The 25,587-nt window shown below is 49.2% G+C and carries 28 protein-coding genes and 5 tRNA genes; 29 read left to right on the top strand and 4 right to left on the bottom strand.

The features are described 5' to 3' along the window. Position 1 precedes the first annotated feature (1 nt). From PVOR_RS25225 to PVOR_RS25175, 11 genes are all read left to right on the top strand, one after another. Positions 2-90 (top strand) — tRNA-Ser (locus tag PVOR_RS25225). 284 nt (positions 91-374) lie between these two features. Continuing rightward, positions 375-716, top strand: a complete 342-nt coding sequence (locus tag PVOR_RS25220; RefSeq protein ID WP_006212379.1) for a Type 1 glutamine amidotransferase-like domain-containing protein — start codon at positions 375-377, stop codon at positions 714-716. 115 nt (positions 717-831) lie between these two features. Continuing rightward, a tRNA-Glu gene (locus PVOR_RS25215) sits at positions 832-906 on the top strand. A 148-nt stretch (positions 907-1,054) separates the two neighbouring features. Further along, positions 1,055-1,130, top strand: a tRNA-Lys gene (locus tag PVOR_RS25210). A 39-nt stretch (positions 1,131-1,169) separates the two neighbouring features. Further along, positions 1,170-1,252, top strand: a tRNA-Leu gene (locus PVOR_RS25205). 191 nt (positions 1,253-1,443) lie between these two features. Beyond that, entirely contained in the window at positions 1,444-1,914 is a 471-nt protein-coding gene (locus PVOR_RS25200) for a KGG domain-containing protein (protein ID WP_006212378.1), read from the top strand. 272 nt (positions 1,915-2,186) lie between these two features. Then, positions 2,187-3,854 carry an AraC family transcriptional regulator gene (locus PVOR_RS25195; RefSeq protein WP_006212377.1) on the top strand — a complete coding sequence of 556 codons (1,668 nt, stop codon included), beginning with the start codon at positions 2,187-2,189 and terminating at the stop codon, positions 3,852-3,854. Positions 3,855-3,971: 117 nt separating this feature from the next. After that, on the top strand, positions 3,972-4,991 hold the full coding sequence (locus PVOR_RS25190) for an ABC transporter substrate-binding protein (RefSeq protein ID WP_040681000.1): 1,020 nt from the start codon (positions 3,972-3,974) through the stop codon (positions 4,989-4,991). Positions 4,992-5,029: 38 nt separating this feature from the next. Beyond that, the gene (locus PVOR_RS25185) at positions 5,030-6,037 is read left to right on the top strand and encodes a FecCD family ABC transporter permease (RefSeq protein WP_006212375.1); all 1,008 of its coding nucleotides are present in this window, start codon (positions 5,030-5,032) and stop codon (positions 6,035-6,037) included. Beyond that, entirely contained in the window at positions 6,030-7,049 is a 1,020-nt protein-coding gene (locus PVOR_RS25180; protein WP_006212374.1) for a FecCD family ABC transporter permease, read from the top strand. Before PVOR_RS25185 ends, PVOR_RS25180 begins: the two co-directional genes overlap by 8 nt. A gap of 22 nt (positions 7,050-7,071) precedes the next feature. After that, positions 7,072-8,661, top strand: a complete 1,590-nt coding sequence (locus tag PVOR_RS25175) for an alpha/beta hydrolase (RefSeq protein WP_006212373.1) — start codon at positions 7,072-7,074, stop codon at positions 8,659-8,661. Between the two features lie 94 nt (positions 8,662-8,755). On the opposite strand, the gene PVOR_RS25170 is transcribed toward PVOR_RS25175, so the two are convergent. Next, on the bottom strand, positions 8,756-9,400 hold the full coding sequence (locus PVOR_RS25170; protein ID WP_006212372.1) for a hypothetical protein: 645 nt from the start codon (positions 9,398-9,400) through the stop codon (positions 8,756-8,758). Between the two features lie 177 nt (positions 9,401-9,577). Here PVOR_RS25170 and PVOR_RS25165 point away from each other — a divergent pair, with 177 nt between their 5' ends. From PVOR_RS25165 to PVOR_RS25140, 6 genes are all read left to right on the top strand, one after another. Beyond that, on the top strand, positions 9,578-9,940 hold the full coding sequence (locus tag PVOR_RS25165) for a helix-turn-helix domain-containing protein (protein WP_006212371.1): 363 nt from the start codon (positions 9,578-9,580) through the stop codon (positions 9,938-9,940). A 102-nt stretch (positions 9,941-10,042) separates the two neighbouring features. Further along, positions 10,043-10,125: transfer RNA gene (locus PVOR_RS25160), tRNA-Leu, on the top strand. Positions 10,126-10,309: 184 nt separating this feature from the next. Then, the gene (locus PVOR_RS25155) at positions 10,310-10,729 is read left to right on the top strand and encodes an organic hydroperoxide resistance protein (protein WP_006212370.1); all 420 of its coding nucleotides are present in this window, start codon (positions 10,310-10,312) and stop codon (positions 10,727-10,729) included. A gap of 145 nt (positions 10,730-10,874) precedes the next feature. Continuing rightward, a complete protein-coding gene (locus PVOR_RS25150; protein WP_006212369.1) occupies positions 10,875-11,117 on the top strand; it encodes a zinc ribbon domain-containing protein in 243 nt (80 codons plus the stop codon). Between the two features lie 88 nt (positions 11,118-11,205). Continuing rightward, positions 11,206-11,481, top strand: a complete 276-nt coding sequence (locus tag PVOR_RS25145; RefSeq protein WP_006212368.1) for a hypothetical protein — start codon at positions 11,206-11,208, stop codon at positions 11,479-11,481. Between the two features lie 199 nt (positions 11,482-11,680). Further along, the gene (locus tag PVOR_RS25140; RefSeq protein WP_006212367.1) at positions 11,681-12,106 is read left to right on the top strand and encodes a thiol-disulfide oxidoreductase DCC family protein; all 426 of its coding nucleotides are present in this window, start codon (positions 11,681-11,683) and stop codon (positions 12,104-12,106) included. A 14-nt stretch (positions 12,107-12,120) separates the two neighbouring features. Here PVOR_RS25140 and PVOR_RS25135 read toward each other — a convergent pair whose 3' ends face one another. From PVOR_RS25135 to PVOR_RS25125, 3 genes are all read right to left on the bottom strand, one after another. After that, positions 12,121-12,597 (bottom strand): FixH family protein, encoded by a 477-nt coding sequence (locus PVOR_RS25135; protein WP_006212366.1) that lies wholly within the window; start codon positions 12,595-12,597, stop codon positions 12,121-12,123. 37 nt (positions 12,598-12,634) lie between these two features. Beyond that, positions 12,635-14,053 (bottom strand): PepSY-associated TM helix domain-containing protein, encoded by a 1,419-nt coding sequence (locus PVOR_RS25130; protein ID WP_006212365.1) that lies wholly within the window; start codon positions 14,051-14,053, stop codon positions 12,635-12,637. Positions 14,054-14,134: 81 nt separating this feature from the next. Then, the gene (locus PVOR_RS25125; RefSeq protein WP_440971544.1) at positions 14,135-14,974 is read right to left on the bottom strand and encodes a thermonuclease family protein; all 840 of its coding nucleotides are present in this window, start codon (positions 14,972-14,974) and stop codon (positions 14,135-14,137) included. Positions 14,975-15,192: 218 nt separating this feature from the next. On the opposite strand from PVOR_RS25125, the gene PVOR_RS25120 reads away from it, so the two are divergent. The 12 genes from PVOR_RS25120 to PVOR_RS25075 all read left to right on the top strand — a co-directional run. Continuing rightward, the gene (locus PVOR_RS25120) at positions 15,193-16,446 is read left to right on the top strand and encodes a hypothetical protein (protein ID WP_234973096.1); all 1,254 of its coding nucleotides are present in this window, start codon (positions 15,193-15,195) and stop codon (positions 16,444-16,446) included. A 5-nt stretch (positions 16,447-16,451) separates the two neighbouring features. Then, positions 16,452-17,699 carry a CpaF family protein gene (locus PVOR_RS25115; RefSeq protein WP_006212362.1) on the top strand — a complete coding sequence of 416 codons (1,248 nt, stop codon included), beginning with the start codon at positions 16,452-16,454 and terminating at the stop codon, positions 17,697-17,699. A gap of 53 nt (positions 17,700-17,752) precedes the next feature. Further along, positions 17,753-18,553 carry a type II secretion system F family protein gene (locus tag PVOR_RS25110; RefSeq protein ID WP_172964031.1) on the top strand — a complete coding sequence of 267 codons (801 nt, stop codon included), beginning with the start codon at positions 17,753-17,755 and terminating at the stop codon, positions 18,551-18,553. 15 nt (positions 18,554-18,568) lie between these two features. Further along, entirely contained in the window at positions 18,569-19,441 is an 873-nt protein-coding gene (locus PVOR_RS25105) for a type II secretion system F family protein (RefSeq protein WP_006212360.1), read from the top strand. Between the two features lie 19 nt (positions 19,442-19,460). Continuing rightward, positions 19,461-19,652 (top strand): Flp1 family type IVb pilin, encoded by a 192-nt coding sequence (locus tag PVOR_RS25100; protein WP_036642627.1) that lies wholly within the window; start codon positions 19,461-19,463, stop codon positions 19,650-19,652. 1 nt (position 19,653) lies between these two features. Further along, a complete protein-coding gene (locus PVOR_RS25095) occupies positions 19,654-20,319 on the top strand; it encodes a TadE/TadG family type IV pilus assembly protein (RefSeq protein WP_006212358.1) in 666 nt (221 codons plus the stop codon). Positions 20,320-20,321: 2 nt separating this feature from the next. Then, a complete protein-coding gene (locus PVOR_RS25090; RefSeq protein WP_234973095.1) occupies positions 20,322-21,908 on the top strand; it encodes a hypothetical protein in 1,587 nt (528 codons plus the stop codon). After that, positions 21,883-22,554, top strand: a complete 672-nt coding sequence (locus tag PVOR_RS32375; protein WP_234973094.1) for a hypothetical protein — start codon at positions 21,883-21,885, stop codon at positions 22,552-22,554. Before PVOR_RS25090 ends, PVOR_RS32375 begins: the two co-directional genes overlap by 26 nt. A 16-nt stretch (positions 22,555-22,570) precedes the next feature. Further along, entirely contained in the window at positions 22,571-23,386 is an 816-nt protein-coding gene (locus tag PVOR_RS25085; protein ID WP_234973093.1) for a TadE/TadG family type IV pilus assembly protein, read from the top strand. Further along, entirely contained in the window at positions 23,334-23,564 is a 231-nt protein-coding gene (locus tag PVOR_RS32370; RefSeq protein WP_234973092.1) for a hypothetical protein, read from the top strand. The genes PVOR_RS25085 and PVOR_RS32370 overlap by 53 nt, the downstream gene beginning before the upstream one ends. Before the next feature lie 210 nt (positions 23,565-23,774). Further along, positions 23,775-24,287 carry an A24 family peptidase gene (locus PVOR_RS25080; RefSeq protein ID WP_006212356.1) on the top strand — a complete coding sequence of 171 codons (513 nt, stop codon included), beginning with the start codon at positions 23,775-23,777 and terminating at the stop codon, positions 24,285-24,287. A gap of 12 nt (positions 24,288-24,299) precedes the next feature. Continuing rightward, positions 24,300-25,587: DUF6382 domain-containing protein (locus PVOR_RS25075; protein ID WP_006212355.1), on the top strand; the 1,288-nt coding region annotated here is incomplete at its 3' end.

Genomic DNA, 25,587 nt, shown 5'->3' with positions numbered 1-25,587 from the left:
TGGAGAGATACCCAAGTGGCTATAAGGGGACCCTCTGCTAAGGGGTTAGACTGCGTAAGTGGTGCGAGGGTTCGAATCCCTCTCTCTCCGTTTAGCGTTACATCGAAGAAAGCTCCCATCACAAAGTGATTGGGGGCTTTTTTTTGCAAAGGGATGAGAACCCTGGATAGGGTTCGTCGGAGCATAAGCAGCGTTAGGCATACTTCGCAGTCTCGACCGAAGGGAGAGTATCCCTCTCTCTCCGTTTAGCGTTACACCGAAGAAAGCTCCCATCACAAAGTGATTGGGGGCTTTTTTTTGCAAAGGGATGAGAACCCTGGATAGGGTTCGCCGGAGCATAAGCAGCGTTAGGCATACTTCGCAGTCTCGGTGTTTTGTTAACGGGGTTAAGCGCTGGCTCCATATGCTGGTTTGAAGAAGGGATTACAGATCCGCTGAATGCACCCTTGTACAAGCTTGAGGGGTTGGGTATGCTGAAGGGAAGCCATTGCCCTCACTATGATGGCGAGAGTAAGAGAAGGCCGTCGTACCATAATCTTGTACTTAATGGTGAGGCGCAATCCGGATATGCTGCCGATGATGGGGCTGCTTTGCATTTTATAGATGAACAGCTGCATAAGATCGTAAGCTCGAGAGTGGACGCTCATGCATACCATGTGCAGGGTGTGAGAAATACCGTCACAGAAACGCAGCTAGCGGCTGGTTTCTTGGGCTGATTATAGGCCGAAAAAACACTGAAAATAAATATTAAAATTTACGAAAAAAAAGCTTGCCAGCATTTTTAAATTTATGCTATACTCAATCTTGTCGTCACGGCGACGTGGTTAAAGTGGCCCGTTGGTCAAGGGGTTAAGACACCTCCCTTTCACGGAGGTAACAGGGGTTCGAATCCCCTACGGGTCACCAAATTCTTATATAACCTCAGGGATGAGAACCCCGTCGATTCGTCGGAGCAAGATCTTCGTTAGGATAAGCATCGCAGTCTCGAACGAAGAGAGGTTATTCCCTACAGGTCACCATTTTTCTTATATGGCAGCTGCAAGATTGTCATCGAGAGCCATTAGCTCAGTTGGTAGAGCACCTGACTTTTAATCAGGGTGTCGAAGGTTCGAGTCCTTCATGGCTCACCATTTTTTATTTAGTAACGAATGGATGTACCCTTATATTATGCGGTAGTGGTGGAATGGCAGACACGCTATCTTGAGGGGGTAGTGGGTGTATACCCGTGGAGGTTCGAGTCCTCTCTACCGCATACAGATGTTGATAAACAGTCCCGCACTTTGTGCGGGGCTTTTTTTTCGTGTATATCAAGACTTTGTGCAGGATGACCTTGATGCAAACTTGCGCATTTATGCAAAATTTATGTTTCATCGCCGTTCACAAGGTTAATATGATACCGTGGACGAGCAACAACTTCCAATAACCTATAAGGAGTGATTCAGAATGGCTAAGAACAACAACAATGGAAAGATGAGCCGTGAAGAAGCAGGACGTTTAGGTGGAGAAGCTACTGCGAACAACCATAACAAAGAATTTTATCAAGAGATTGGACGAAAGGGCGGAGAGGCAACCTCTCGTGCTCATGATAGAGATTTCTACCAGGAAATCGGCAGGAAAGGTGGAGAATCTACGTCTAATTCGCATAATCAGGAGTTTTATCAGGAGATCGGCCAGAAGGGCGGAGAAGCTACTTCGGATACCCATGGCAAGGACTTCTATGAGGATATCGGACGCAAAGGCGGAGAGTCAACCTCAAGCTCACATGGACGCGAGTTCTATCAAGAAATCGGCCAGATGGGTGGAGAATCGAGAAATCAGAACCATACCGAAGATGCCAAGATGAGCCGCGAAGAGGCAGGCCGCAAGGGCGGTGAGGCCCGGGCTCGCAACCGGCAGCGCCTTCGGCGGAATTAACCCTGAATATGCGGGCCTAGGAAGAGGCTCCTCATGGAGGGCAAGGAAAATATCGCATTCTAAAGACCCACCTGTATGTACCTTCATTAGATATATCCCATTTGAAGAAGCAGTCATGACTCCCTGTGGAGGCAAGGCTGCTTTTTTATGTTGGGTCTATACTTGTGACAATTCTGAAAAGAGGATGGTCCCACTGGACATTTGACACGGTGTGTGATAATTATATGATAATGATAACCATTCTCATTAATTAAGGTTGGGATCTAATATATATGTTAAATCTGATGAGCAATAGCAGTGATAAGAATGTTCCGAAAGAATACGGCGGGCTGATGGCCCGTTTATGGAATATCGATATCGTTCATGGACACAGCTTGTCCCTTGACCAACAGCTGACCGTACAGTCGGCCCTGATCGTCCCCCTTAGCGGGGAGGCCTCTTTGCAGCAGGCAGAACAAATCACCCGCATGAATAAGGGGTGTGTTTATTTTTGTGCGGCGGGATCCACGTTTGGTATTACGAGCGACGATCATCGAAGTGTGGAGGAACAAGAGTTGACGGCGGTTGCGATCCTTCATTTTGGTTTTTATGAAGGCGAGTTGGGCTGTGGTCGATTGCATGAGGTGGACGACGCAGCTTTCACGCCCTATGACGGCATATTCGTTGTCAGCTCCCCTGACCGCTTGAATCTTGTCTGCCGCACGATGCACAAGGAATTTCACAGCAAGGACCCCCTAAAACAGTGGAGGGTACAGATTGATTTTCAAGAGCTGTTATATACAATGGTCGCTGGATGCGGTCCATACGCCAAGAACGACAAGAGACAAGCGCTGGAGCGGGTGAAGGAGTATATTGAAGAACATTATAATGAAGATTTAACGATCGACGAACTAGCCGGCCTGTCCGAGCTGAGTCCTAAATATTTTGTAGAGGTGTATAAGAAGACGTATGGTCATAGCGCGATGGACTATTTGGCGAATGTGCGCTTAAACAAGGCGAAGCAGCTGATGCTGGGTTCGGATTCTTTGCTGCGGGAAGTTGCGCATATGGTGGGATACAAGGATGAGTTTTATTTTAGCCGCAAGTTTAAGAAGGCATTTGGAATCTCTCCCTCGGTGTATATGAAGACAAGGAAAAACAAAATGGCCCTGTATGGTTCAACTACCCTATTGGGCTATGTCATGCCGCTGGATTTCACGCCATATGCAGCTCCGCTTCATCCCAAGTGGTCGCAACACTATTATAATGTTCTCGGTCCGGATATTCCGGTGCATCTCGATGCGTACCGTCAGAATCATAATAAATATGCGAATCTGGAGAAGCTTGCTTCGGCGCGTCCGGAGCTTATTGTTTGTGCATACGGAATAGAAGAATGGGAGAAGGACCAGCTTCGGCTGATCGCCCCTCTCTACGAGATGCCGGGAGAGCATGAGGGATGGCAGAGCAATCTGCTTGGGTTGGCGGAAGTGCTGGACAAGCTGCCGGAGGCGGAGCAGTGGATTGAAGGGTTTCATCGGAAAATATCGTCCTACCGCGAGAAGCTCCCCCCTGGCAGGATGGGACAGCGGACCCTTTTGACCGCACGCCTGCATCAGGATGAGCTGATGAGTTACAGTCATCCGGGCATGAAGGAATTATTATATGATGATTTTAATTTCCAGCCCGCGCTGTCTTTGGATTTCGAGAACGGCAGGGGGCTGACGATGGAGCAGATCAAAGAGAGCTGCGCAGGGCATATTCTGCTTCTGATTCGTCAGGATTCCGAGACACTGGCCCATTGGAGAAGATTGCAGGCTACGCCGGAATGGATGACGCTCCCAGCAGTGAGAGAGGGATCATTCCATCAATTATCCTCTTATCCTTGGCGCGAGTACTCGCCCATCGCGATGGAGCATATGGCTGAGGAGGCCTTCCGGTTGTTTTCCGGAAAATGTCCATGATGAATCCGGTTATTTGTCCATGGTGAAAAAAGGGCAAATCCTATACCATAATCAATAATGATAATCATTATCAATTATTGAGTGATCATTGATCATGGAAGGGGTAAATGGAGAGAGATGAAGAGAATGAAATGGGTCTTAGGGCTGTTGATGGTATTCACTTTGGTGTTATCCGCTTGTGGAGAGGGCAACGAAGTTAAGGATACGGACGCAGCAAGCACGAACGGTGCGGCAGAAACGAGCAAACCCGCGGAGGAGAGCACTTCGAATGAAGAAGCGAAAACCGCTGAGTCAGATACAAAGGTTGTGAAATACCTCGATCAGGAATACACACTTCCGGCAAAAACGGATCGTATTGTCATCACCGGTGCGGTTGAAGCGATGGAGGACGCCATTGTACTGGATGTAAATCCGGTTGGAGCCATCACCTTCTCAGGCAAATTCCCGCCGATGTTTGAGTCGATTACGAAGGAAGCCACGTCGGTCGGTGAGAAAATGGAGCCGAATTTTGAATCGATTCTGTCTCTGAAGCCTGATGTCATTTTGGGATCGTCCAAAGCCAAACCTGAAGTTATTGAACAGTTGAACAAAATTGCGCCTACGATTCCATACTCCCATGTGTCAACCAACTGGGAAAGCAACTTGAAACTGCTTGGCGAGTTAAGCGGTAAGCAGGAGCAGGCTGAGCAGGAAATAGCCAAATATAAAGAAGATTTGGAAGAAGTCAAAACTACCCTTGGAGATAGCCTGAAGGACAAGAAGGTTCTGGCGATTCGTATTCGTGCAGGCGAGATGTACATATACCCTGCCGGCGTATTCTTTAACCCGGTGTTGTATGAGGATTTGGGGATTGCAGTACCAGCAGAAGTAGCGGCAGCCAAGGCACAGGAATTGATCTCAAAAGAGAAAATTGCGGAGATGAATCCGGATTATGTATTCGTACAGTTCTCACCAGATGAGAACAAGGATACACCCAATGCACTGGAAGAGCTGCAGAATGATCCAATCATGAAGAACCTGAACGCATTCAAGAACGGCACCGCATTTGTCAATGTGGTCGATCCGCTTGCTCAAGGCGGAACAGCATACAGCAAAATTATGTTCCTGAAAGCTGCAGTCGAGAATCTGACTAAGTAAATAAAAGTTCCAGTATAAACGTATAAGGCGTGTTGTTCATGGGGTTCAAAAAATCACTGCCGGCTGTCATCCTTGTGATGGCCCCGGCAGTCTGTTTATTACTCATAGCGGCCTCCATCCTGTATGGGGCCAAGAATATTACGATGGATACCGTCTGGGATTCCATCTTTGCTTTTGACTCGGAGAGTGTTGATCATCAGATTATTATGAGCTCCCGAATGCCAAGGGTAGTAGGCGCGATGCTCATCGGTGCCTTCCTCGCGGTTTCAGGAGCTTTAATGCAGGGCATGACGCGGAACTATCTGGCTTCACCATCCATTATGGGGGTGTCTGACGGTTCTGTGTTTGCCGTCACGCTGTTTATGGTATTTATCCCGAATGCCAGCTCCAATATGTACATCGTCAGTTCATTGATCGGTTCGGCCATCGGGGCTGCCGTTGTGTTCGGATTGGCGTGGCTCATACCGAATGGGCTCAGTCCGGTTCGGCTGGCTATACTCGGTACCGTGATCGGTACGTTTCTTAGCGGGACTGCAGAGGCGATAGCCGCCTATTTTCAAATCTCGCAAAACATCAGCTTCTGGTACAATGCCCGGCTGCATGCAATGGACCCTGGGCTGATCAAGCTGAGCATTCCTTTTGCTATCGTTGGTCTATGCCTTGCCATCGTATTGTCCAAATCGATCACACTCCTGTCGCTTGGAGATGAGACGGCCAAGGGGCTTGGTGTGAATACATGGCTGATCAAAGCCCTCGCGATGCTGGCGGTTGTTATTCTGACAGGCGTGTCGGTGGCGCTGGCGGGCAAGGTTGCCTTTGTGGGCTTGATTATCCCTCATATAGCCCGGTTCCTGTCAGGCTCCGATTATCGATGGATTGTACCCGTCTCGGGAGTATTAGGCGGCATGTTTCTTGCGTTATGTGATATTCTTGCGCGCTTTGTGAATTTCCCGTTTGAAACGCCGGTCGGTGTCATTACATCATTAATCGGGGTTCCTTTCTTCCTGTATCTGATCAAGACGAGGGGAGGGGCGCAGCGTGCGTAACACATATTATCGATTCCCGCTTGTGGTTGCTGGAGGAATTGCTATTGTCTTGACGGCGATATACTTCAGTTTGACGAACGGAACCTTTGACATGTCGATTAAGGAAGTATTCCAGACGCTGCTCCGGTTGAATCCCAATTCGGACTTCGATCTCGTTGTGTTTGAATTCCGTCTTCCGCGCATTGTACTTGGTGCACTCGTAGGATTTGCGCTGGGCATGGCCGGGGCCGTTATTCAGGGCGTAACGCGTAATGGACTTGCAGACCCGGGCATTCTCGGCATCAATGCCGGCGCAGGCATGGCGGTTGTTCTGTTCATGTTCTTACTGCAAGGGCAGATCACGATGTCAGGCTGGCTTGGGGTTATGATGATGCCCATGTTTGGCGTTGCAGGCGGGTTAGCAGCGACAACGGCCATATTTATGTTTGCCAGAGAAGGCGGGAAGCTGGACCCGCAGCGGCTTATCCTGGTGGGTATTGCGATTGCTTCCGGTTTTGGGGCCATAACGATGTTCTTCTCTCTCAAAATGAACCCGTCGGATTACGAGATGGCCGTAGCTTGGCTGGCCGGCAGCCTTCACAGTGCCAATTGGAAGTTCGTGGTCACTATGCTGCCTTGGCTCATTATTTTGCCGCCTGTTATATGGTTCCGCTCACAGGTGCTCGACTTGTTCCAGCTTAGTGAAGAAAGCGTGAAGAGTGTAGGGGTATCTGTCGAACGTGAGAAAAATATTTTGCTGCTGTGCAGCATCGGCTTGATCAGCGCGAGTGTTGCCGTGTCCGGCAGCATTGGATTTGTCGGTCTGATCGCTCCGCATCTGGCCAGACAGCTGGTGGGACTGCGGCACAGGCATATCATACCTGTCAGCGGCATAGCCGGGATGGCGATTGTTGTCATCGGCGATTTCATCGGCCGAACGATATTTGCTCCGGCCGAATTGGCTGCAGGGATTGTGGTGTCCGTGATCGGAGTGCCTTATTTCATCTATCTATTGATTCGCATGAGAAAATAAAAGAAGCTTTCGGGAGGATTACATGAATCGTTATCAGCAGCTGGTGGTTGAGAACAGGGAACTCAAACTGTATTTGCCTCCTTCTTATCAGGATGATTCGGAACGCTTTTATCCTGTTGCCTATGTGCAGGATCATGGAGATTTGTTCATGGACTGCCTGAATTATGTGGAGCATTTGTTTTCAACCGGGCAATTGGATGAAGTTATCCTGGTCGGAATATCACCTGTAAACCGCAATGATGAGTATACGCCATGGCCGGCAGATTCTCTGCTGGATGGGAATCCCCCCTTCGGAGGGCAGGGCAGAGCCTACGTAGACGAAGTGGCTGACGTCATTAAAGTCCACATTGACGGACAATACCGGACACTACCTGAGCCTGGACATACGGCGATTATCGGCGGCTCCTTTGGCGGGCTGATCTCGATGTTTGCGGGATATTGGCGTCCCGAGAGTTTTGGAAGAATCGGGATGCTGTCGGCTTCGCTGTGGTATGAGGGGGTTATGGATTTCATCAGGCAGCAGGGGAGCCTGCCAGCCAGCCTGAGGGTATTTATGTCTGTGGGGCGTCAAGAGGGTGTATATAAGAAAAATGCACAGAAGAATATGTTCCCTAATAACCTTGAGGCCCATCGGTTTTGGGGTGAAAATGGGATGAGCAAGCAGCGACTGCAGCTGAAGGTAGATCCGGATGGAACCCATGACGCCATCTTTATGGCCAGAAGATTTCCCGATGCACTGCAATGGTTGTTCATGAAGGAGGCCCAAGGGGAGGAGCTGAAGGCGAAGCAAGCTCAGGGTGAGGGGCCAAGCGCCCACCCTAACGACAGCTTGTTTCACATACCCGGGACGGTGACCTGGTCTATGCAGTCCGACCTTACGGGCCGTGAATACCGTATCTTCATCGCCGAGCCGATGGGACCTCCGCCCGAGGGCGGGTATCCTGTGTTGTATTCACTGGATGCCAATGCTACCTTCGGATCGCTTGCAGAGGCGATTCGCATTCAGTCTCGTACGCCCCGCGGCATCCCTGCGGCTCTTATTGTGGGCATCGGCTTTGACAGCGACAGTCCTATCGTGAGTAATGAGCGTTTCTATAACTTTACGGAATATGCCGATACCGATGAGCTGCCGGTCCGTCCCAATGGATTTCAATGGCCGGAGACAGGCGGTGTCGAGGCATTCCATGCGTTCATCGAGGATCAGCTGAAGCCAGCAGTAGAACGGCAGTATCCGGTAAACCTTGCGAAGCAGGCGTTATTTGGGCACTCGCTGGGGGGTTATTTTACCTTGCATACACTGTTTACCAGGCCGCAGGCCTTTCAGCGGTACATAGCGGCATGTCCCTCCGTATGGTGGAAGAACTACATGCTGTACAAGCAATGGGAAGAAGGGAAAGCGCGTATACTGCAAACTGGACAGCGCAAAGAGCTGCACATATATGTCGGAGCTCAGGAGAAACCGTCCATGGTTCAAGACGCCAGAGAGCTGTATGCGTTTCTCAAGGGGCAAGAAGACGTGCTGGAGACCGCTTTTACCGAAATTGAGGGGGAAGGGCATGTATCGGTGCTGCCGGCTCTCATAAGCCCTCTGCTTCGTTTTGTGAACGCGTAATATACGAAAGATCGCCGAATGATGAATAAGCAGATTCGCCTTCCGTATTATTCGGATGACGAAGCTGCTTATTTGTGCTGTATTATGTATTCATCTAATCAGGTATCTGGGGATCATCCAGGATGGAGGAATATTTGGGGTATAATCTGCGGATGCAATCGGGACAAATATCATGTGTGAATTCAATCGGGAGACGACTCTCCAAATAGCTCTCGACCGGCTCCCATTCTTCGGCATGGCGCACGTATTTGCATACGGCACAGATCGGAATGTGTCCCGGCAAGGGATAGCTGTGGGCCAGTGCTTGCTCCAGCAGCAGCTCCTTGTGCTTAAACTTCGTAATGTCAGTGAAGGAGAGCATGGCTCCATGGATAAGGTTGTCATCACTCATAAGCAGCGGCATGACCTCGCATAGCACCCAGATATCTTGACCGTTCCCGTTCACTGCATATTCAAAGGAATATTCAGGCAGCTTTCCTGCTATAACATCCTTGATGGCAGGGAAGTCCACCACATCAAAAAAATGATCGAATGAGGCCTGTCCCAACTGCTGGGAAGTGATATCAAAAAAGGATGTCCCCTGCCACTTGAACTCAGGGGAAACACCGTATTGTTCGGCCATGGCAATGAGCGGATCGTTCATTTTGTCGATGATGCCGTCGGGGGTAATGATCATCAGTCCCTTGTTCAAGGAGTGAACCGCATTGTTCCAAGATGTGATTATGGTATCGTAGGGCAAAATTACTCGCTCCTCGTACTAAATAGACTCATGAGTAAAAGATACAACGATCTATGAGTACTATGGTATAATTTAGGCAATATATATTGATTATACACTTAATTAAGTCATTGTGCAAGAAAAAATTACGTACATAAGATATTTTCTTTTTAGAGAGAATAGGAAGGCGGTTGTTTAATGCAGTCTATTTACCAACGAATCGAACATCTCATAGAAAGCCGGGGTATGACCAAGAAGGCGTTTTGCGAAACCCTCGGGATCAGCACAGGAAATTTTGGTGACTGGAAGAGGGGGAAAACAACGCCGAGCACAAATAAATTGATTGAGATCGCTGCATTCTTCTCCGTGAGTTTGGATTGGCTGATCATTGGCAAGGGCAGTCCCAATACTCGGGTCAGGGAATCCCGGGGAGAATATGAAGTGGACCCGGAAGCGGCTGATCTTGCCATGTCGGGACTTGCAGAGAATGAGAAGGAGTTCATCCGCGAATATATTGAATTTTCTGCTTACCGCAAGGATAAGAGAAATGACAAGACATAGCTATGCAGGTGCCGAATTTGGAGCTCAATAATTAACTCTTTACTTTTGTATTGCAGAACAGTATAATAGGGAATGTTCGCTACAGAACTTCCCTTATATTATGCGGTAGTGGTGGAATGGCAGACACGCTATCTTGAGGGGGTAGTGGGTGTATACCCGTGGAGGTTCGAGTCCTCTCTACCGCATACTTTAGAAAAAGCTGTGATTGAAGTGGAATCATCCATTTGAATCACAGCTTTTTTTGCTGTTTTTTATGATTGGTAAATAAGGTGTTTCCTGAGAACTGCCCTATTTGTCGTTTCAATCTGTGCCATAAGTTTAAAGAGTACATGTAGAGATCATAATAGGGTATGAAGGAGATGAACGAGCATGAAACCATTATACACAGCAGATGTAAAAGTCATTGGAGGACGTGAAGGTTCCGTTGAATCTACGGATGGAGTTCTTCATCACAAATTAAGCATGCCGAAGGAACTGGGAGGACCCGGCGGGGATGGAACCAACCCGGAGCAGCTGTTTGCGGCTGGATACGGGGCTTGTTACGAAAGCGCCTTGGCTAATATAGCCCGTAAAGAAGGCGTGCAGCTTAAGGATGTTGTGATCCACTCCCAGGTGATGATCGGAAAAGACGAAGGTGCTGACGGCTTCAAGCTTGCGGTGAAGCTGAAGATTGAAATGCCGGGTATCGAACGAAGCCAGGCCGAGGACCTCGCCAAAAAAGCGCATGCGTTCTGCCCCTATTCCAAGGCAACCCGAGGCAACATCGACGTGGAGTTAAGCGTAAGCTAACCATAAGAACAAGAATAAGAAATGGGGATGACTCTCTTATATGAGGGTCATCTTTTTTTGTCAGCTCAGCTTGCATATATGAAACTTTTTACATGAAACTCCGTATTTCTCCTTATGATTAAGTATTGAGAAAGGGGCACCTGGGATGCGTATTGAACAAATGATCGAGGAACGGTTTGTGTGCAGTAAATGCGGAGGCAATCACTGCCAGACGAAGGAGGTCTCCATGTCGGGAGCAGGACTAAGCAAGATGTTTGATATTCAGCACAACCATTTCCTGTTTGTTTCCTGCACAAACTGCGGATATGTGGAAGTGTTCAACCCGGATATATTGGAAGGGAAAAAGCGAGGCCAGCTTGGCTCGATCCTGGATGTGTTCTTCGGTTGACATCACCTCTAAAATTCTTTAATATGACTAAGTACCAGAAAGTACAAACCAGTCATAAGGAATTTAAATAAAATAAACGGGTGATGACATGCCATACAGACCGCATATTGCAAGTGTGACCACAGCTGGAAGCAATGACAAAGAAGGGCTATACGAATTCATTATCCACACGGCTGACGGAACGGATATTCGCGTATTCTACAACCGCTTCCCGGAATGGAAACTGACTGCGCTCAGCCGACTTGGGAAAGTACCTTGCCCGGTTTGTCGTAAAGATTTCATATGCAAATGCATGGAGAAATTCTCGAACGAATTCGACCAGCAGATGAAAGACGGCGAGTGGCTGAGTAAAGCTGCTGAGTAGTAAAACCAAAAATAGCGTACTTGATCAAGCGTAGGAGAGGGCTCCTGCGTTTTTTCTTTAAGGAAGAAAGTGTAAACTATTCGATTAGCGGCTTGCTAATCTTAACTTGCAAGAATGAGTTTTGCTGTATGCAATCTGTTGTCTGAGAAAGTACGTCGAGAGACGTGTTTTTTTATATAATACGAGGAGGCTGCGAACTATGGAGGATCAACGCATCGTAAATAATGAGGACTATGCCGTTGTGCTGATCGATGGCGTGTGCCATTTGTGCCAGGGGTTGACCCAATTCATTATTCGGAGAGATCCTGCGGGGGCGTTCCGCTTTGCTTCGCTGCAATCGGAGATTGGACAGGAGCTGCTGCGCCAAGGGGGATTTGATGGAGAGTCAACCGAAACGATGATATTGATTGAAAATGGGAAGTATTATACAAGGTCGACAGGTGCTCTTCGCATTGCACGGCGTCTTCGCTTTCCATGGTCGCTGTCGTATGCGCTCATCCTGATTCCGCCTGTCTTACGGAACCTGGTGTACCGCTGGGTAGCAAAGAACCGTTACCGCTGGTTTGGACGCTCCAACGAATGCATGGTTCCGACGCCGGAGATTCGGCGCCGGTTTTTATCCTAGATCAAGTCTTATTTTTAATGCTGATGTTCAGCTGTGCCTTCTTGAAATGTCGGGGTTTCCGCTTGGAGATAGGCAAGCTCTGCCTCGGACAATGCTCCGACGGCGAACGGTTTTTGGGGAATGATGATGGAGCCGTTATTGCCGCAATGAAGTTTAAAGAAATAAAGCCCCTCTTTATCGAAGGTTTTGGTTACTGTATACACACCTTCTCCTACCTCTACCGCATCCGTCATAGGCTCACGCAGGGAGCCGTCATGGCTCCACAGCTCGTAATGGACAAAGTCCGCATCCGGCACTCTTTGGCCGCCCTGGGTAAGGATGATCTCGATGGTCTCCGGTTGACTCACGGATAGTGTGTCGGGGATATTAACCTCGGCGATCAGCGGAATTTCCTTTTCATACCGATTGGCTGCGTCAGGTTTGGCCGAACAAGCACTCAGCAATAGGACCGACAGCAGAATGGACATTATAAAACGGCTTTTTACGATCATGAAACCGCCACCCCTTGTTATGGTTTGAATATGTTGTTCAGGCATTCAGAAATGTCTTGACAGCCGATATTCTCCGAACGATAAACCGATCGATGAGCCAGACGATGATGAGCGATAATCCCACCAGCGGGAACAGAATCCCCAGAGCGATGAAGAGCAGAAGGAATACTCTCCTATGCTTGGCATCCACCTCGGGTGCCTTCGGTGCTCCCAGCCCATGTTCCGGTTTTCTCTTCCACCACAAGTACAGACCGCTTACCGCGATTAGAACGATTCCCACGCATATAAGCAAACTGAAGATCTGGTTTACGATGCCGAATTGGGTTCCTTTATGCAGCGTAATCCCAAGGGCGACGGCTTTGCCGACCGATCCGTAATGATCATAGCGATAATCTGCCAAAACCGCTCCGCTGTACTGGTCGATATGCATCGTGGCCTCATCCTGGGCTTTAGGCGGATAGGCGGACAGCGTATAGACACCATCCGCTTGCTGCGGGATGCTGATCGTATAGCTCGGATGAATGCCCTCGCTTCTCGCGACATACATTACATCTTCGATCGGAAGCGGAGTGAAGTCGGAGATGCTGGAGTTCGGCACCTCCAGATTCTCTGCAGCCCAGGGTACTTCTGCCACGTCCTTGGTCTGCACCACATGGGAGGATGGCGCGCTGCCAGACCAGATGGACGGAGGGTAGCCGGCACCGGTATTGGTTGCCACGGTCTGAAAGTTGCTGCCCCACAGGCCTGACCATGGCAATCCGGTCATGATGAGAAATAACATGCCTGCTGCAACCCAGAAGGCGGGAACGGCATGCAGATCCCTGCGGAGAATTTGCTTGCCCTTGCCGAGCCTTGGATACAGGACGCCGGCAAGGCTTCTCTTCTTCTTGGTTTTGCTTTTGTTTTTATTTTTCGGAAGCCATAAATACAGGCCGGTCAGGATGAGCACAATCGCCCAGCAGGCGGCTAGTTCGACGATTCGGTCTCCGATCGTCCCGACCATCAGCTCACCGTGGAATTCCTCGATCTTGTCCATTATGCGGTCTTTGTCTTTCAGCTCGCCAATTTTCTCTCCCGTATAAGGATTCATGAAGACGGTCATGGATTCATTGCCAGAGGTCATGCTGATTTCCGTGGAGCGGGAGTCCGACTCGCCGGGGCGATACTTGGTAATGGTAGCATCAGGGTAGAGCTCTTTAACTTGTCCGACCAGCTTGCTTGGAGTTACCCGTTCAACCTGAGGGGTTACCGTGTAGTAGTCCCGATATAGCGCTTGTTCAATCTGGGGCTTAAATAAGTAAACGGAGCCGGTTATAGCCAGGATGATCAGAAAAGGAGCAAATAGGATGCCGGCATAGAAGTGCCATCTCCAGACGGTTTTGTACAGTGCGGCAGAGCTTGGATTAAGCGGCTGGCTTTCATTGGGCTGGGCTGCTGGTGTTTTCTTTTTCCCCATGACTCGTGGCTCCTTTTCACATACGGCTAAAATGTATATAAGATGAACATGAATGTTCATTTCATATCCTGAAATTCAATTCTAATTGCGAGGCGCCCGGAAGCCGGCCTGGACGGCTTCTTCCTCCGTGCAGAACCACTGCTCCTGCTTCGTGCGATCATAATAGGGAGATTGGGGAGTATGGTAGATTTTTTCGCCTTTGGAATTGATATTCCCTTTAATGTCGCAGCCTTGCTTGGGCTTCTCGCGGTTCTCAATCGGCGTTTTGGTTGTTGGGGCGCTATTGTTATTATTGTTGTTTTTATTCGCGTCCTGTTCTTCCGGATGGAATCCGTCTTCCTGGGCGTAGTTCTCTACGCTCCATATGCCGAGAGCCTGCTCCCGGCTGATTCGCTGCAAATCGTCGAATTTGTCAACGTACCGGGTGTTGGGCGGATAGATGTAGGCGACACGTGCGAGTCCTTCCTGAAGCAGCGCTTCCTGAACCATGGTTCCATCGGCATAAACGTAGGCGAGCAGCCTGGAGTATTTATCGCGGTTCGGACCGATGTCAAATTCCAGTTCCAGCCGATCGGCTTGTTCCACCAGTTCCTTTGTAAAGGCTTTGGCCTCGGGCCCGAATGGCTGTACGCCCAATTTCGGATGACTGGTTTCGGGCGTATCGATCAGCAGCAGCCGAACATTTTCCTTTTTTCCTTCAAACATAACGCTGATGGTGTCTCCGTCTATGGCTTTGACCAGCTCTACCGCAACCCTCGGGAGATTGAGGTCATCGGTTGGGTAGGCCGCTGTATTGGAGCTGGCCGTGTCCGTGCCGGACTTGGCTTGGGTTGAAGTCTGCTCGCTGGATGTTGCTGGAGACATTATTGGCTGGCTGCAGCCTGATAATAGAAGCAAGGCAGCTAGTATAGCGGTTAACATTCGTTGTTTCACTTGTTGTCACTCTCCTGGCTTGTATGTATTCGTCCAGATAGTATAGGAGTTTATATAGGTTTTTCTATATAAGTAGTTACTATTTAGAGAACATTAGTTCTAATCCTATATAGTAGTGCATATATCCACGTTTTGACAATAGTGATTAAGGGCTATCTATGTAATAAAAATAAATCTTGCCGTTCTGCAGCAACTGTGATATTCTAATGTCAAATTATAGCAGACAACGGAAGCACCGTTCATTGACCGCGATTACGCGGCATGAACGGTGCTTTTTTGCGTTGTTGCAGAAGAGAGGGATTGGCTTTATGATACCGGCCCGAATTGTGCTGGCAGTGCAGGATTCCCGGTATGTCGAACCGCTGCTGAACTATGCGTATGGCAGTTCCTACGGATCAGCTCTGCAAGTGACGGCATTTACCCGCATGGATTCATTTCTTCATTATATGAGCTCGGGGGAAGTACCGAATCTGGTCGTGGGGGATGCTGAAATGTTGGAGAGCTGGCTCAGTCGGGGGGATGCCCCCGTGCCTTGGCTGCTTCTTAGCGAAGGTGATTCACCACTCTCACGGATGGAAGACGGCAGCAGTACGCCCAAGTATCAGCCCCTGCCTCAGCTGCTGGAGGTCATGATAGCCTGCTATAAGAGAAATGGCGGCTCTTTAGAGAAACAGAATGCCGAAACGACACCGGTTATCGGCATTGTATCTCCTCTTGGAGGGAGCGGCAAGTCGACGATCGCAATGAATATGGCGAAGCAGCTGGGCGTGTTGGGGCTGAGAGTGTTCTATCTTAACTTGGAGACGGTGAACAGCAGCGCATTGTTTCCTTCCGGCTCGGTAGGCATGGAGGGAAGCTTCTCCAGATTGCTGTACGACATGAAGGCCTCGCAAGAGTTGGCTCCAAGGACAGAGGTGTCGATAACCCCTTACATTGTCAGGCATCATAGCCTGAAGTGTGATTCCTTTGAGCCGAGTTTCAATGTGAAGGAAATGACGGAGATGACCCTGGAGGATACGTCTTTGCTGTTGACCTCTCTAGTTTCTTGTCATCACTACGATGCCATTGTGGTGGATACGGAAGGGTACATGGGGGAACGAATGCAGGCCGTTCTCGAACAAGCCGAGCTGCTGATCTGGGTTCTATTGGATGATCTTATTAGTATGCATAAGTGCTGTGTATGGATGGATCAGTTGGAATTAAAGAACACTGCACTCTTCGGAAGTATGAAGAAGCGCAGTCGATTCATTGTCAATCGGTTTACTGGCCAACTGGTGAACAGTCTCCCCCGCAAGGATATTGGTATTGACGATGTACTGCCTTATATTCCTTCATGGAAGCAGCTCCATCAAGAGGAGCTGCTGTTGTCCTCACCCATATACCAGAGGGAAGTATTGAAGCTCTGTCAGCAGCTGTTGGATAACTCGGGTATTAGGCCAGCTCTTGTAGGCGGAGGGTAGCGAATATGATGGAAGATCAATTCAAGTCCGTCCGTGATCAGGTTCGGTCTGAGCTGGACATGAGCTCCAGCGTGAACAACTCGGAGTTAATGGCACGCATCGAGGAGATGGTGTGGAGAAGGCGCGAGCTTTTGGAGCTGACGGCCGCAGAGAAGCGCAGGCTGGTGCGGAGAGTGTATGATTCCTTTCGCGGGTTGGATGTGCTTCAGCCCTTAGTGGATAACCCCAGAATAACGGAGATTATGATCAACAGCCATCAGGATATTTTCATTGAGCAGGATGGTGAGGTGAAGAAGCTGCCGCTCCAATTCGAGTCGCAGAGCCGCCTCGAAGATATCATTCAGAGCATTGTCGGTACGGTAAACCGTGTAGTAAACGAGTCAACACCTATTGTAGACGCGAGATTGAAGGATGGCTCGCGGGTTAACATTGTGCTTCCCCCCATAGCACTGAAAGGCCCGACCATGACGATTCGCAAATTTCCGGAATCGCCGATGACGATGCATGATCTGGTCGAAAGGGGGGCGTTATCGGAGGAAGCGGCAGAACTGCTCCGGGTATTGGTCAAGGGCAAGTACAACATTTTTATAGGCGGTGGAACGGGCTCGGGGAAGACAACCTTCCTGAATGCCCTATCGCAGTATATTCCGCCTGATGAAAGGGTCATAACGATTGAGGATTCGGCAGAATTGAAGATCGTAACCGTTCCAAACCTGGTGTCACTTGAGACACGGAATGCCAACACAGAAGGCCGGGGGGAAATCGCCATGCGCGATCTGATCCGTTCATCGCTGCGGATGCGTCCCAATCGGATCGTGGTGGGTGAGGTTCGTGGAAGCGAGGCGCTGGATATGCTGCAGGCGATGAATACTGGGCATGACGGAAGTCTGTCGACAGGTCATGCCAACAGCACGCAGGATATGATCAGCCGCCTGGAGACAATGGTGCTGAGCAGTGCGGATCTCCCAATCAGTGTGGTCCGTCAGCAAATCAGCTCGGCTATTGATGTATTCGTTCATTTATCGCGGCTAAGAGATCGTTCGCGGCGCGTAACGGAGATTAGCGAAGTGATCGGGATGAACGGCGGGGAAGTGCTCTTGAACCCGCTGTATCGATTCCGTGAGAGCGGGGAAGCGTCCGGCCGGGTTATTGGGGGCCTTGAACCTTGCGGTAACCCACTTCGATGCTCGGACAAGCTTCAAATGGCCGGGATTACGGATTGGCCGCTGAGGAAGATCGTGGTGGCGGAATGAACCGGCCTCACAGCTCAGTCCCGATTTCCGAGAAGGAACAAGGCGAGCAGGCGATGAAACGGCGTAAGGCTGGCGGGAAGGCCGAGCGAATTACCGCTCAACGAACGAACACCCTTCCGGATTACAGTGTATATCACCTCTCGATAAGACAAAGAGCGGCATGTGTCATCCTTGGCGGAGTTCTGTTTTCTTTCATCGGTTATCTGTTTTATCACCATTTGATTTTGTCATTGTTGCTTGGCGCCGGCGGCTTGATGATTCCTAAGTTTTGGCGCCGGTTTATGTTGGATCGCAGACGCAAGACGTTGAATCTCCACTTTAAGCAGGCTCTGTACTCTTTGTCCTCATCGCTGTCGGCTGGCCGTTCCGTAGAGAACGGGTTCAGGGATGCGGTACAGGATTTACTGCTGCTCGATCCCGGAGCTAGCAGTGATCTGATCTTTGAGCTTAAAGTCATTGTGTCCCGATTAGAATACGGTGAACCGATTGAAGTGGCGCTGCAGGATTTTGCCCGGAGAGCAGGGATGGAGGATATTACGAATTTCGCAGATGTTTTCTCAACGTGCAAACGAACAGGCGGCGATCTGGTTGAAGTCGTTCGCAGAACCTCTTCCGTCATCGGAGAAAAGCTGGACATACAGCAGGAGATATCCGTGATGATTGCCCAGAAGCGGTTTGAATCCAAGGCGCTGCTGGCTGCGCCGTTCCTGCTGCTGCTGTTCATGAATATGACGTCTCCCGATTACATGGAGCCTATGTACAGCGGAGCCGGGATTTTGATTTCAACCTTTGCATTGGCTGCTTTAGGAGGCTGTTTCCTGTGGATCAGCAAAATGATGAACATCAAGGTGTAAGGAGGTGAAGCGGGCATGTTGACATGGATATCCGGTGCGCTGATGGTTCTGCTTGTGGGTGGTTGGGTGGTGCTGAATCAAATGTGCGGCGAACGATACCATCGTCTTAGCAAGTTGTCCATGGCGGGACTGAGACTGCAAAGGCTGGCTCCGCCTCTGCTGTTCATGCTGGAGCGGGGGAAGGTTCCGATGCGCATTCCGATTGTCTTCTATCGGATGCAGGGCTCCGTCCAGAAAATATACGGCTTGCGCCACAGTGCAGAATTGACGCTGCTGTTTATGGCCGAGGCACTTGCGTATACATGGTTAATTTGGATCGGTGGATGTATATGGGCATTGTTATCGGGAGAGGTTATGGGGCTTATAGCAGGATTGGGGTTAGGCGCATTGCTGCCCGTTGCTTTGGTTAAGGATCTGCATAAAAAAGTGATGCTGCGCGAGCAAGAAATCATTATGGAGCTGCCGGAGCTTCTAAACAAGATTGTGCTGCTTGTTGGGGCAGGAGAAACGGTGCAGAGGGCAGTGATTCACTGTGTAGAACGGAACAAGGATATGAATCATCCCCTGTATGCAGAGCTTAAGAGAATGGTGCTGGAATGGGAAGGAGGCCATCCGTTCCAGCAAGCCTTCGAGCAGTTTAACAAACGATGCGGCGTTCAGGAAGTGTCGATATTTACAACTACGGTTCTGCTTAATTTTCGTCGAGGCGGAAATGACTTTGTAATGGCGCTTCGGGATCTGTCGCGTGTGCTGTGGGAGAAGCGCAAGGCCATCGGAAGAACAAGGGGGGAGCAGGCCTCCTCGAAGCTGGTGCTGCCGATGGTCGTAATTTTTATGATTGTAATTGTTTTGCTTGGAGCACCTGCATTTATGATGATGAACATGTAGAAGGGATCGGTGTATGAATATGATGCTAACCGTGATGAAGAATGGAATGAAGGCTTTTTGGAAGGATGAGAAAGGGATTGGAACGCTCGAGATGATCCTAATCCTCGTTGTTATTTTAATTATTGCGCTCATATTCAAGGATCAGATTACGTCGCTGGTTAATAATCTGTTTGATTCTGTGAATAACAAGAGCGAGGAGTTCCTTGAATAAGATGCTTGCGAGGAAATGGAAGGACGAGAGAGGAAGCTTCACGGTTGAAGCTTCCCTGGTTCTTCCCATTGTGTTGATGGTGACGGCTTTGCTTCTGTTTCTATGCTTATATATCTATCAACAGTCTATGCTGGTCCAAGCTTCAGCTGCAGCTTCCGAACGGACTGCGTATGCCTGGGACAACAGCCATAAGGTTTCAGCCTCGGGATCTGTGGAGCTGGGGCAGCATGATTCACTATATTGGCGGTTGACGGATGATCATGTGTTAGGAACTCTATTTGGTTTGGCCGGGGGAGACGAGACGAGGTCAATCTCATTGCCGCAAGGCGAGTCTGCTGGCGGAAAGCTGCCTGAGCTTAAGATGTACAAGGGAGGTATGGCTGTGCCGTCAAGTATGGCGGGAGAGATGCGGTATACCAATCAACTGCTCATTCGAAAAGTAACAACGTCATTAAACGAGCAAGTATCGCTTACGCCGCTCAGCCGGATGTTAGATGATGGCGGTCAGATCAAGGTAAGCGGACAATCAATTGTGGTTGATCCTGTCGAGTTTATTCGGACGGTAGATTTGATGCGCTATTACGGATCGAAGTTTCAAGGCGGAGGCAATGGAACGGATAAGGCTGCTGCAGGAGAAGTTCTACAAAAGTTCGGAGGTCCGCGATAGTCATGGGGAAACAAGGGGAAACAAAGTCGAGCCGGAGAAGAAAACAGGGAGTCCGATCGTCTGATGGATCTGTATCTGTTTTTTTGATTATCGCATTGGCTGCTGTATTCATGTTTGTTGCCATATTTATTGATTATTCGCGTATAGCCGCCATGAAGGTGCAGAGCGAACGCCTGACAAGAGCAGCCGTACGTTCTGTGATGTCATCTTATGATCCGCAGCTGCAGAAGGAATATGGATTATATGCCTTTGGCGACAGCAGCGGGGATTTGATCATGGGCAATGTGTTGAATGATAGCCTCAATCCAGGAGATCGAAGCGATGCATTTCGGTTAATGGCAATGGAGCTCGACAGTTCAGGACTTGAACTGCAGCGTCCGCTGGGTACCTATGACATATTCAACCGGCAGATTATCGAGGATATGAAGTATAAAGCGCCGATTGATTTCACGCTGGAGCTTGTCAACAAGTTTAAACCGTTGTCGCAGTCCATGAAGGAAGCTTCTAATACGGTAGATGTGCTTAAGCAGCTTCGCAAATTGTATGACAGGCGGGAAGAGGCCCTCGATGAAATGCTGGTCAAGCAGCGCAGGGCAGGCGAATATGCAATCAAACTTTCGAAGCTGGTTATGGATCCGCCCGGACGATCCATCTACGATGCTTCGCTTGGAGGAAGTATTTCTACTGCTGCCGATGGGGCATCACAGTACCCCGATTATAAGGCTAAACAGCAGGAGGATGCGGACAGGCCTCCTAAGGAGAAGCTGTACACGCTGCAGCTTATGGCTTATCAGAACGGAATTTCTTCCATTGGTTCAGAAATTTCGAGTGAGGCCAGCAGGTTTCAGAAGGAGAAAGACAAACTTCTCGAAGATGCATATACGCTGTGGGAGGAAGCAAGGAATCTGAACGATGAGATGAAGCAGGTTATCAAGGATTCGGAGAATCGTTCATCCAATAAAGGGTATGATCAGGTCACGAATGATGTAACACCGGGATCAACCGATTCATCCGGGTCAGAAGCGGAGATGATTCAATCTATCCGGAAACAGGCGGACAAATTAGTTCACAGCGATGAATTGATGAACAGTTTCCGGCAAGAGATTGAGGGGCAGGAGAGCCTATACCAGCAGGTTGGTCATGCGGTCTCTTCACTTCAATCTTCACTGGGCGGAGAGGGTATGAAAGGGGCTGTGCTTGAAGCTAGCCATGCCCTACAGAATTATATCTCCAATTACGGAACTTCAGGCGGCAGCAACATAATAGACCGGCAGCAGGCAGCATTGGAGCAATTCCGGACATCAGATAAGGAACGCAAGGCGATGGAGAGACAAGCTAATCAGAAGCTGAAGCAGGCCACGAAAGTCATTGAGGTGATCAACGGACTGAACGGGCAGCATCAGGCTATGTTGGATGAGTTCCGGGAACTGCAGCAGTACTATGACGAAAGTCTTCAATTTAATGCCGAAGCAGACAGTATGAGCAAGGGAAAACCACTTCATGATGATCCTTATGAAGCAGGCAAAGATGCAATGGATAATATGGACGGTATAGTTCGGATTCATGGGGAATGTGCTTGGTGGTGTTAGGGACGAATTGTTTCAAAACGAGTACGCTGTTCATTATTATCAGCATTTTGATATAGGGAATTTATCCGGTATTGTGGATGGTTCTAATGCAAGCGGAGATATTGCTCAAGAATTTGCCATCGGGAATCAGGAAGTGGAGTATATTCTGTATGGATTCCATAACCCTGCCGGGAATATATCGGCTGCTTATGCAGAGATATTTGCCTCCAGGATTGCTGTTCGGACAATGGAAGGATTTATCGTCAATAGCAAATTAGGAAATCCATTGGCTATTTTGGCTGCTGCCATACTGTATGGCATTGAAAAGGCTATAGAGGATATGATCCAGTTGTGTCAGACGGGGAGTATTCAGTTATCCAAGTATGTCCCCGTTGTGCTGACATACCGGGATCATTTACGGATATTTCTGTTTATTCACAGCGATAACGAGAGGAAGCTGTCGCGAATGCTGGCATTGATTCGCCTGAACACCGGAATCAATCCTGCGGAACGATCGACCTACGCATCAGGTGAGGTCAGGACGGCCATGCGGCTATGGTTTCTTCCCGGGGTGACGAAGTCGCTTGGCGTTGTATTTGGAAGCGGCGGTGATGAGGTTCAGGGAAATCGTTACATTGTAAATCGCAGGGCGGATTTTTCTTATTAGGATTAGGGGTATTCGAATGAAACGATTAGCGGTGTTACAGAAGCCTCCCCGTAAGGATCAAGCGTCATCGGATCAAGGAAGTATGGTTGTTGAAGCAGCGCTTGTGCTGCCAATGTTCATGTTTTTTATTATTTTCCTCATATATATCGTGCAAATGACGCTGATATCGACAGCACTGCAGAGCACGGTTTCGGACACCGTCAAAACCGTAGCAGCTCATATGTACCCTGTTTCCCTAGCCGTCCAAGGCAACTCGGTTGGTGGTGGGGCAGGAGAAAGCGGATCCCCCAGCACATCCCATTGGGAAATCCCAAAGTTGTCGCTTGCTGATTGGGCTTCTAATTACAGCGACTCCCTTCCTTCACCTGTTAATGAGTGGATTGTGCAAGCTGTAGCTTCAGGCGAGGAGCCGCTGCAGCAGCTCAAGAATCAGACCGTGGAAGCCGTACTGGATCCTGTGGTCAAACCGATGTTGAAGCCGTTTATGCCAGATCGTCTTTTGGACTATGACAGAATTCATGTATCCAATGTTCATATTCCGAATTTGAGAAGTGGAGAGAGTCCTTATTTCGGTATTGAGGTCAACTACGCCCTGCCCATTCGGGTCCCATTCTTGAACAAACGAATTGTGCTGCAGGCGAAGGCTCAGGAGAGGCTGTGGATCGGGGATACCGGCGAAGGAGGGGGAGATTCGGGTAACGGCGACGGCTCGGAGACAAGCGGGGGGATCGAACTGCTTGAGAAGCCCAATCCGGCTGTGGCGAGCAAGCAGGACAAAAGTGAAAGTAAAAGTGGAGCCGGGAACCAGCGCGCAATTGTCCGTTTATTATAAGAGCGGTCAGAGTACGGCTAAATATTTGGGATGGGAGACCGCGGACGAGAATGGCTATATCGAATGGGAATGGAATGTGGGATTTAATACAACGCCGGGTACGTGGCTGTTTGTTGTTGAGACAGCAGACGGGCAGCGGATGGAGGTGCCGTTTACGGTGGTTGCAAGGTCGGGTTAGACAAGATTTCGATAGGTTGGGTTCCAAAGAATGAGTGCATATAGGAACGGCTTTAAGAAGCGTACTAGAGATGTGGCCTTAGAAGTGGCCAGAGATGTAACCAGAGATGTGACCTAAAAGGATCATTTTGAAGAAGCGTTCGTGCATACAGAAGTGAAATTCTATTAAGGCTATTCCAGCGAATAGTGACGACAGAGGAGGTTGATACGTATGGCCGTTGCCTATGGACTTTGTGCCGTTTATCTGATTACGGCTTTCCTGACAGACCTTCGTTCCATGAAAATCCCCAATGCATTGACTGTTCCAGCTATGCTGCTGGGTCCTGTCTATCATGGCATTCTGGACGGATGGGAAGGAATGTTCTTTTCACTGAAGGGTCTCGGAGCAGGGTTCCTCATCTTGTTGATCATGTATTTTATAGGGGCCGTTGGAGCAGGCGACGTCAAGCTGTTTGGAGGCATAGGTGCCTGGACCGGTCTATGGTTTACGCTTCATGCAATTATGTATTCTGTCCTTTGTGCCGGTGTAGTTGGCCTGATCATACTTCTCTGGCGGAGGGAAACGATGAAACGAATTCGGAAAGTTGTTGGCAGTATTGCCGGAGTCTTTATTTTAAAGAGTGGGTTGCCGTGGCGTAATAATCAGGAGGAGCACTTACGGTTTCCTTTCATGATTGCGGTCCTTCCTGGTGTAATCAGCACGTATATTGTACTGCATATGTAGGAGGCGGTTCTTATGTTCGGATTAAAGAGGGATTTTGTGCAAAACGGCGGAACGAGCATGGTTCTGGACCGGGCCGAGGGAATCCAACCATCAGAACTTAATCATGTGCAGCTGGGCATGATTCGATCTTCAAGAATTCCGCATTTTCTGAAGCTGCATATGAAAGAAGTCGATTACAAGGTGACGCTGGAATATGATATTACCGGCAAAAAGATGCTCTCTCAATCATTAAAAAGTGAGCGTATGACACTCACCGAATATTATGGGTTGCTGCTTCAAATCGCGACCGCTCTGGATGATAGCAAGCTGTATATGCTTCAACCGGAGAACTACATCCTTCATGAGGATTATCTATTTATTGAGGGTTCCATTCATCTAGGCACGCTATATTTAACTTATGTTCCACTTGCAGCTAATGAGACCGGTAGCAAGCAACTCCCTGTATCGCTCAAGGAGCTAATGACAAGGCTGCTCGCATCCGTGTCAGAGCTGAAAGGGGGAGGAATACAGGCACTGATGTCCTACTGCGGTGAACAAAGCTTTAATTTGCCGGGACTTAAGAGGCTTATTGTTGAATTACTTGCAGGGGAAGACGGTGAAGACCATCGACCAGCAGCGCAGATGAAAGGGGCAGTGCCTGCAAGAGTGGAGGGACTATCCTCATACTATAACGATATCCAACCAAATGGTATCTCCAAGCCTGACTCCGCCTTTACGGAATCGACACGTTTCCGGACAGCAGCGCCACATACGGAGAGTGACGTCAAGACGGATAAACAGAGTTTAATTCGAAGTCTGACTGAGCGTACAAATTTGAAGTTTGGGAGAATGGGCAGAGGCGAAGAGAAGAACACCCCTCATTCGGATTATTTCGACTCGGGTTCCAACGCTGCTTGGGCATCTGATACGGATTATGGAACGGACCCTGGGGCTTCGGAGCAAGACAAGTCCTCCCCGGTTCGTACCTATATTCTGTTAGGATGTTTACTGGCTGCAGCGGGAGTTTGGAGATTGTTGTATATGAGTCAACCGGGTGTGCTGATGCTGGCGTTGTCAGTCGTGATTACGCTTCTCCTTGCTGTTGTTGCCTGGCTTGGCTGGAGTGGAAAACTCCAGCTGCTCTCCCGGAGATCAGATGATTGGTCCGAATCGTTACCGATGTTTGAATCAACTGAGCTTAGCCCCCCGGGCTATTCCAAGTGGAAGTCCGTTCCTCGTTTCGAGGCAGATCCCTTATCAGGTCTTCTGACGGGAAATTCCAGCTCCACAACAGGAACAGGAACAGCAGATATGGAGCTTA

The sequence above is a fragment of the Paenibacillus vortex V453 genome (genome assembly GCF_000193415.1).
GTDB classification, from domain to species: domain Bacteria; phylum Bacillota; class Bacilli; order Paenibacillales; family Paenibacillaceae; genus Paenibacillus_AQ; species Paenibacillus_AQ glucanolyticus.
This window is presented reverse-complemented; position numbering and strand designations above follow the sequence as displayed.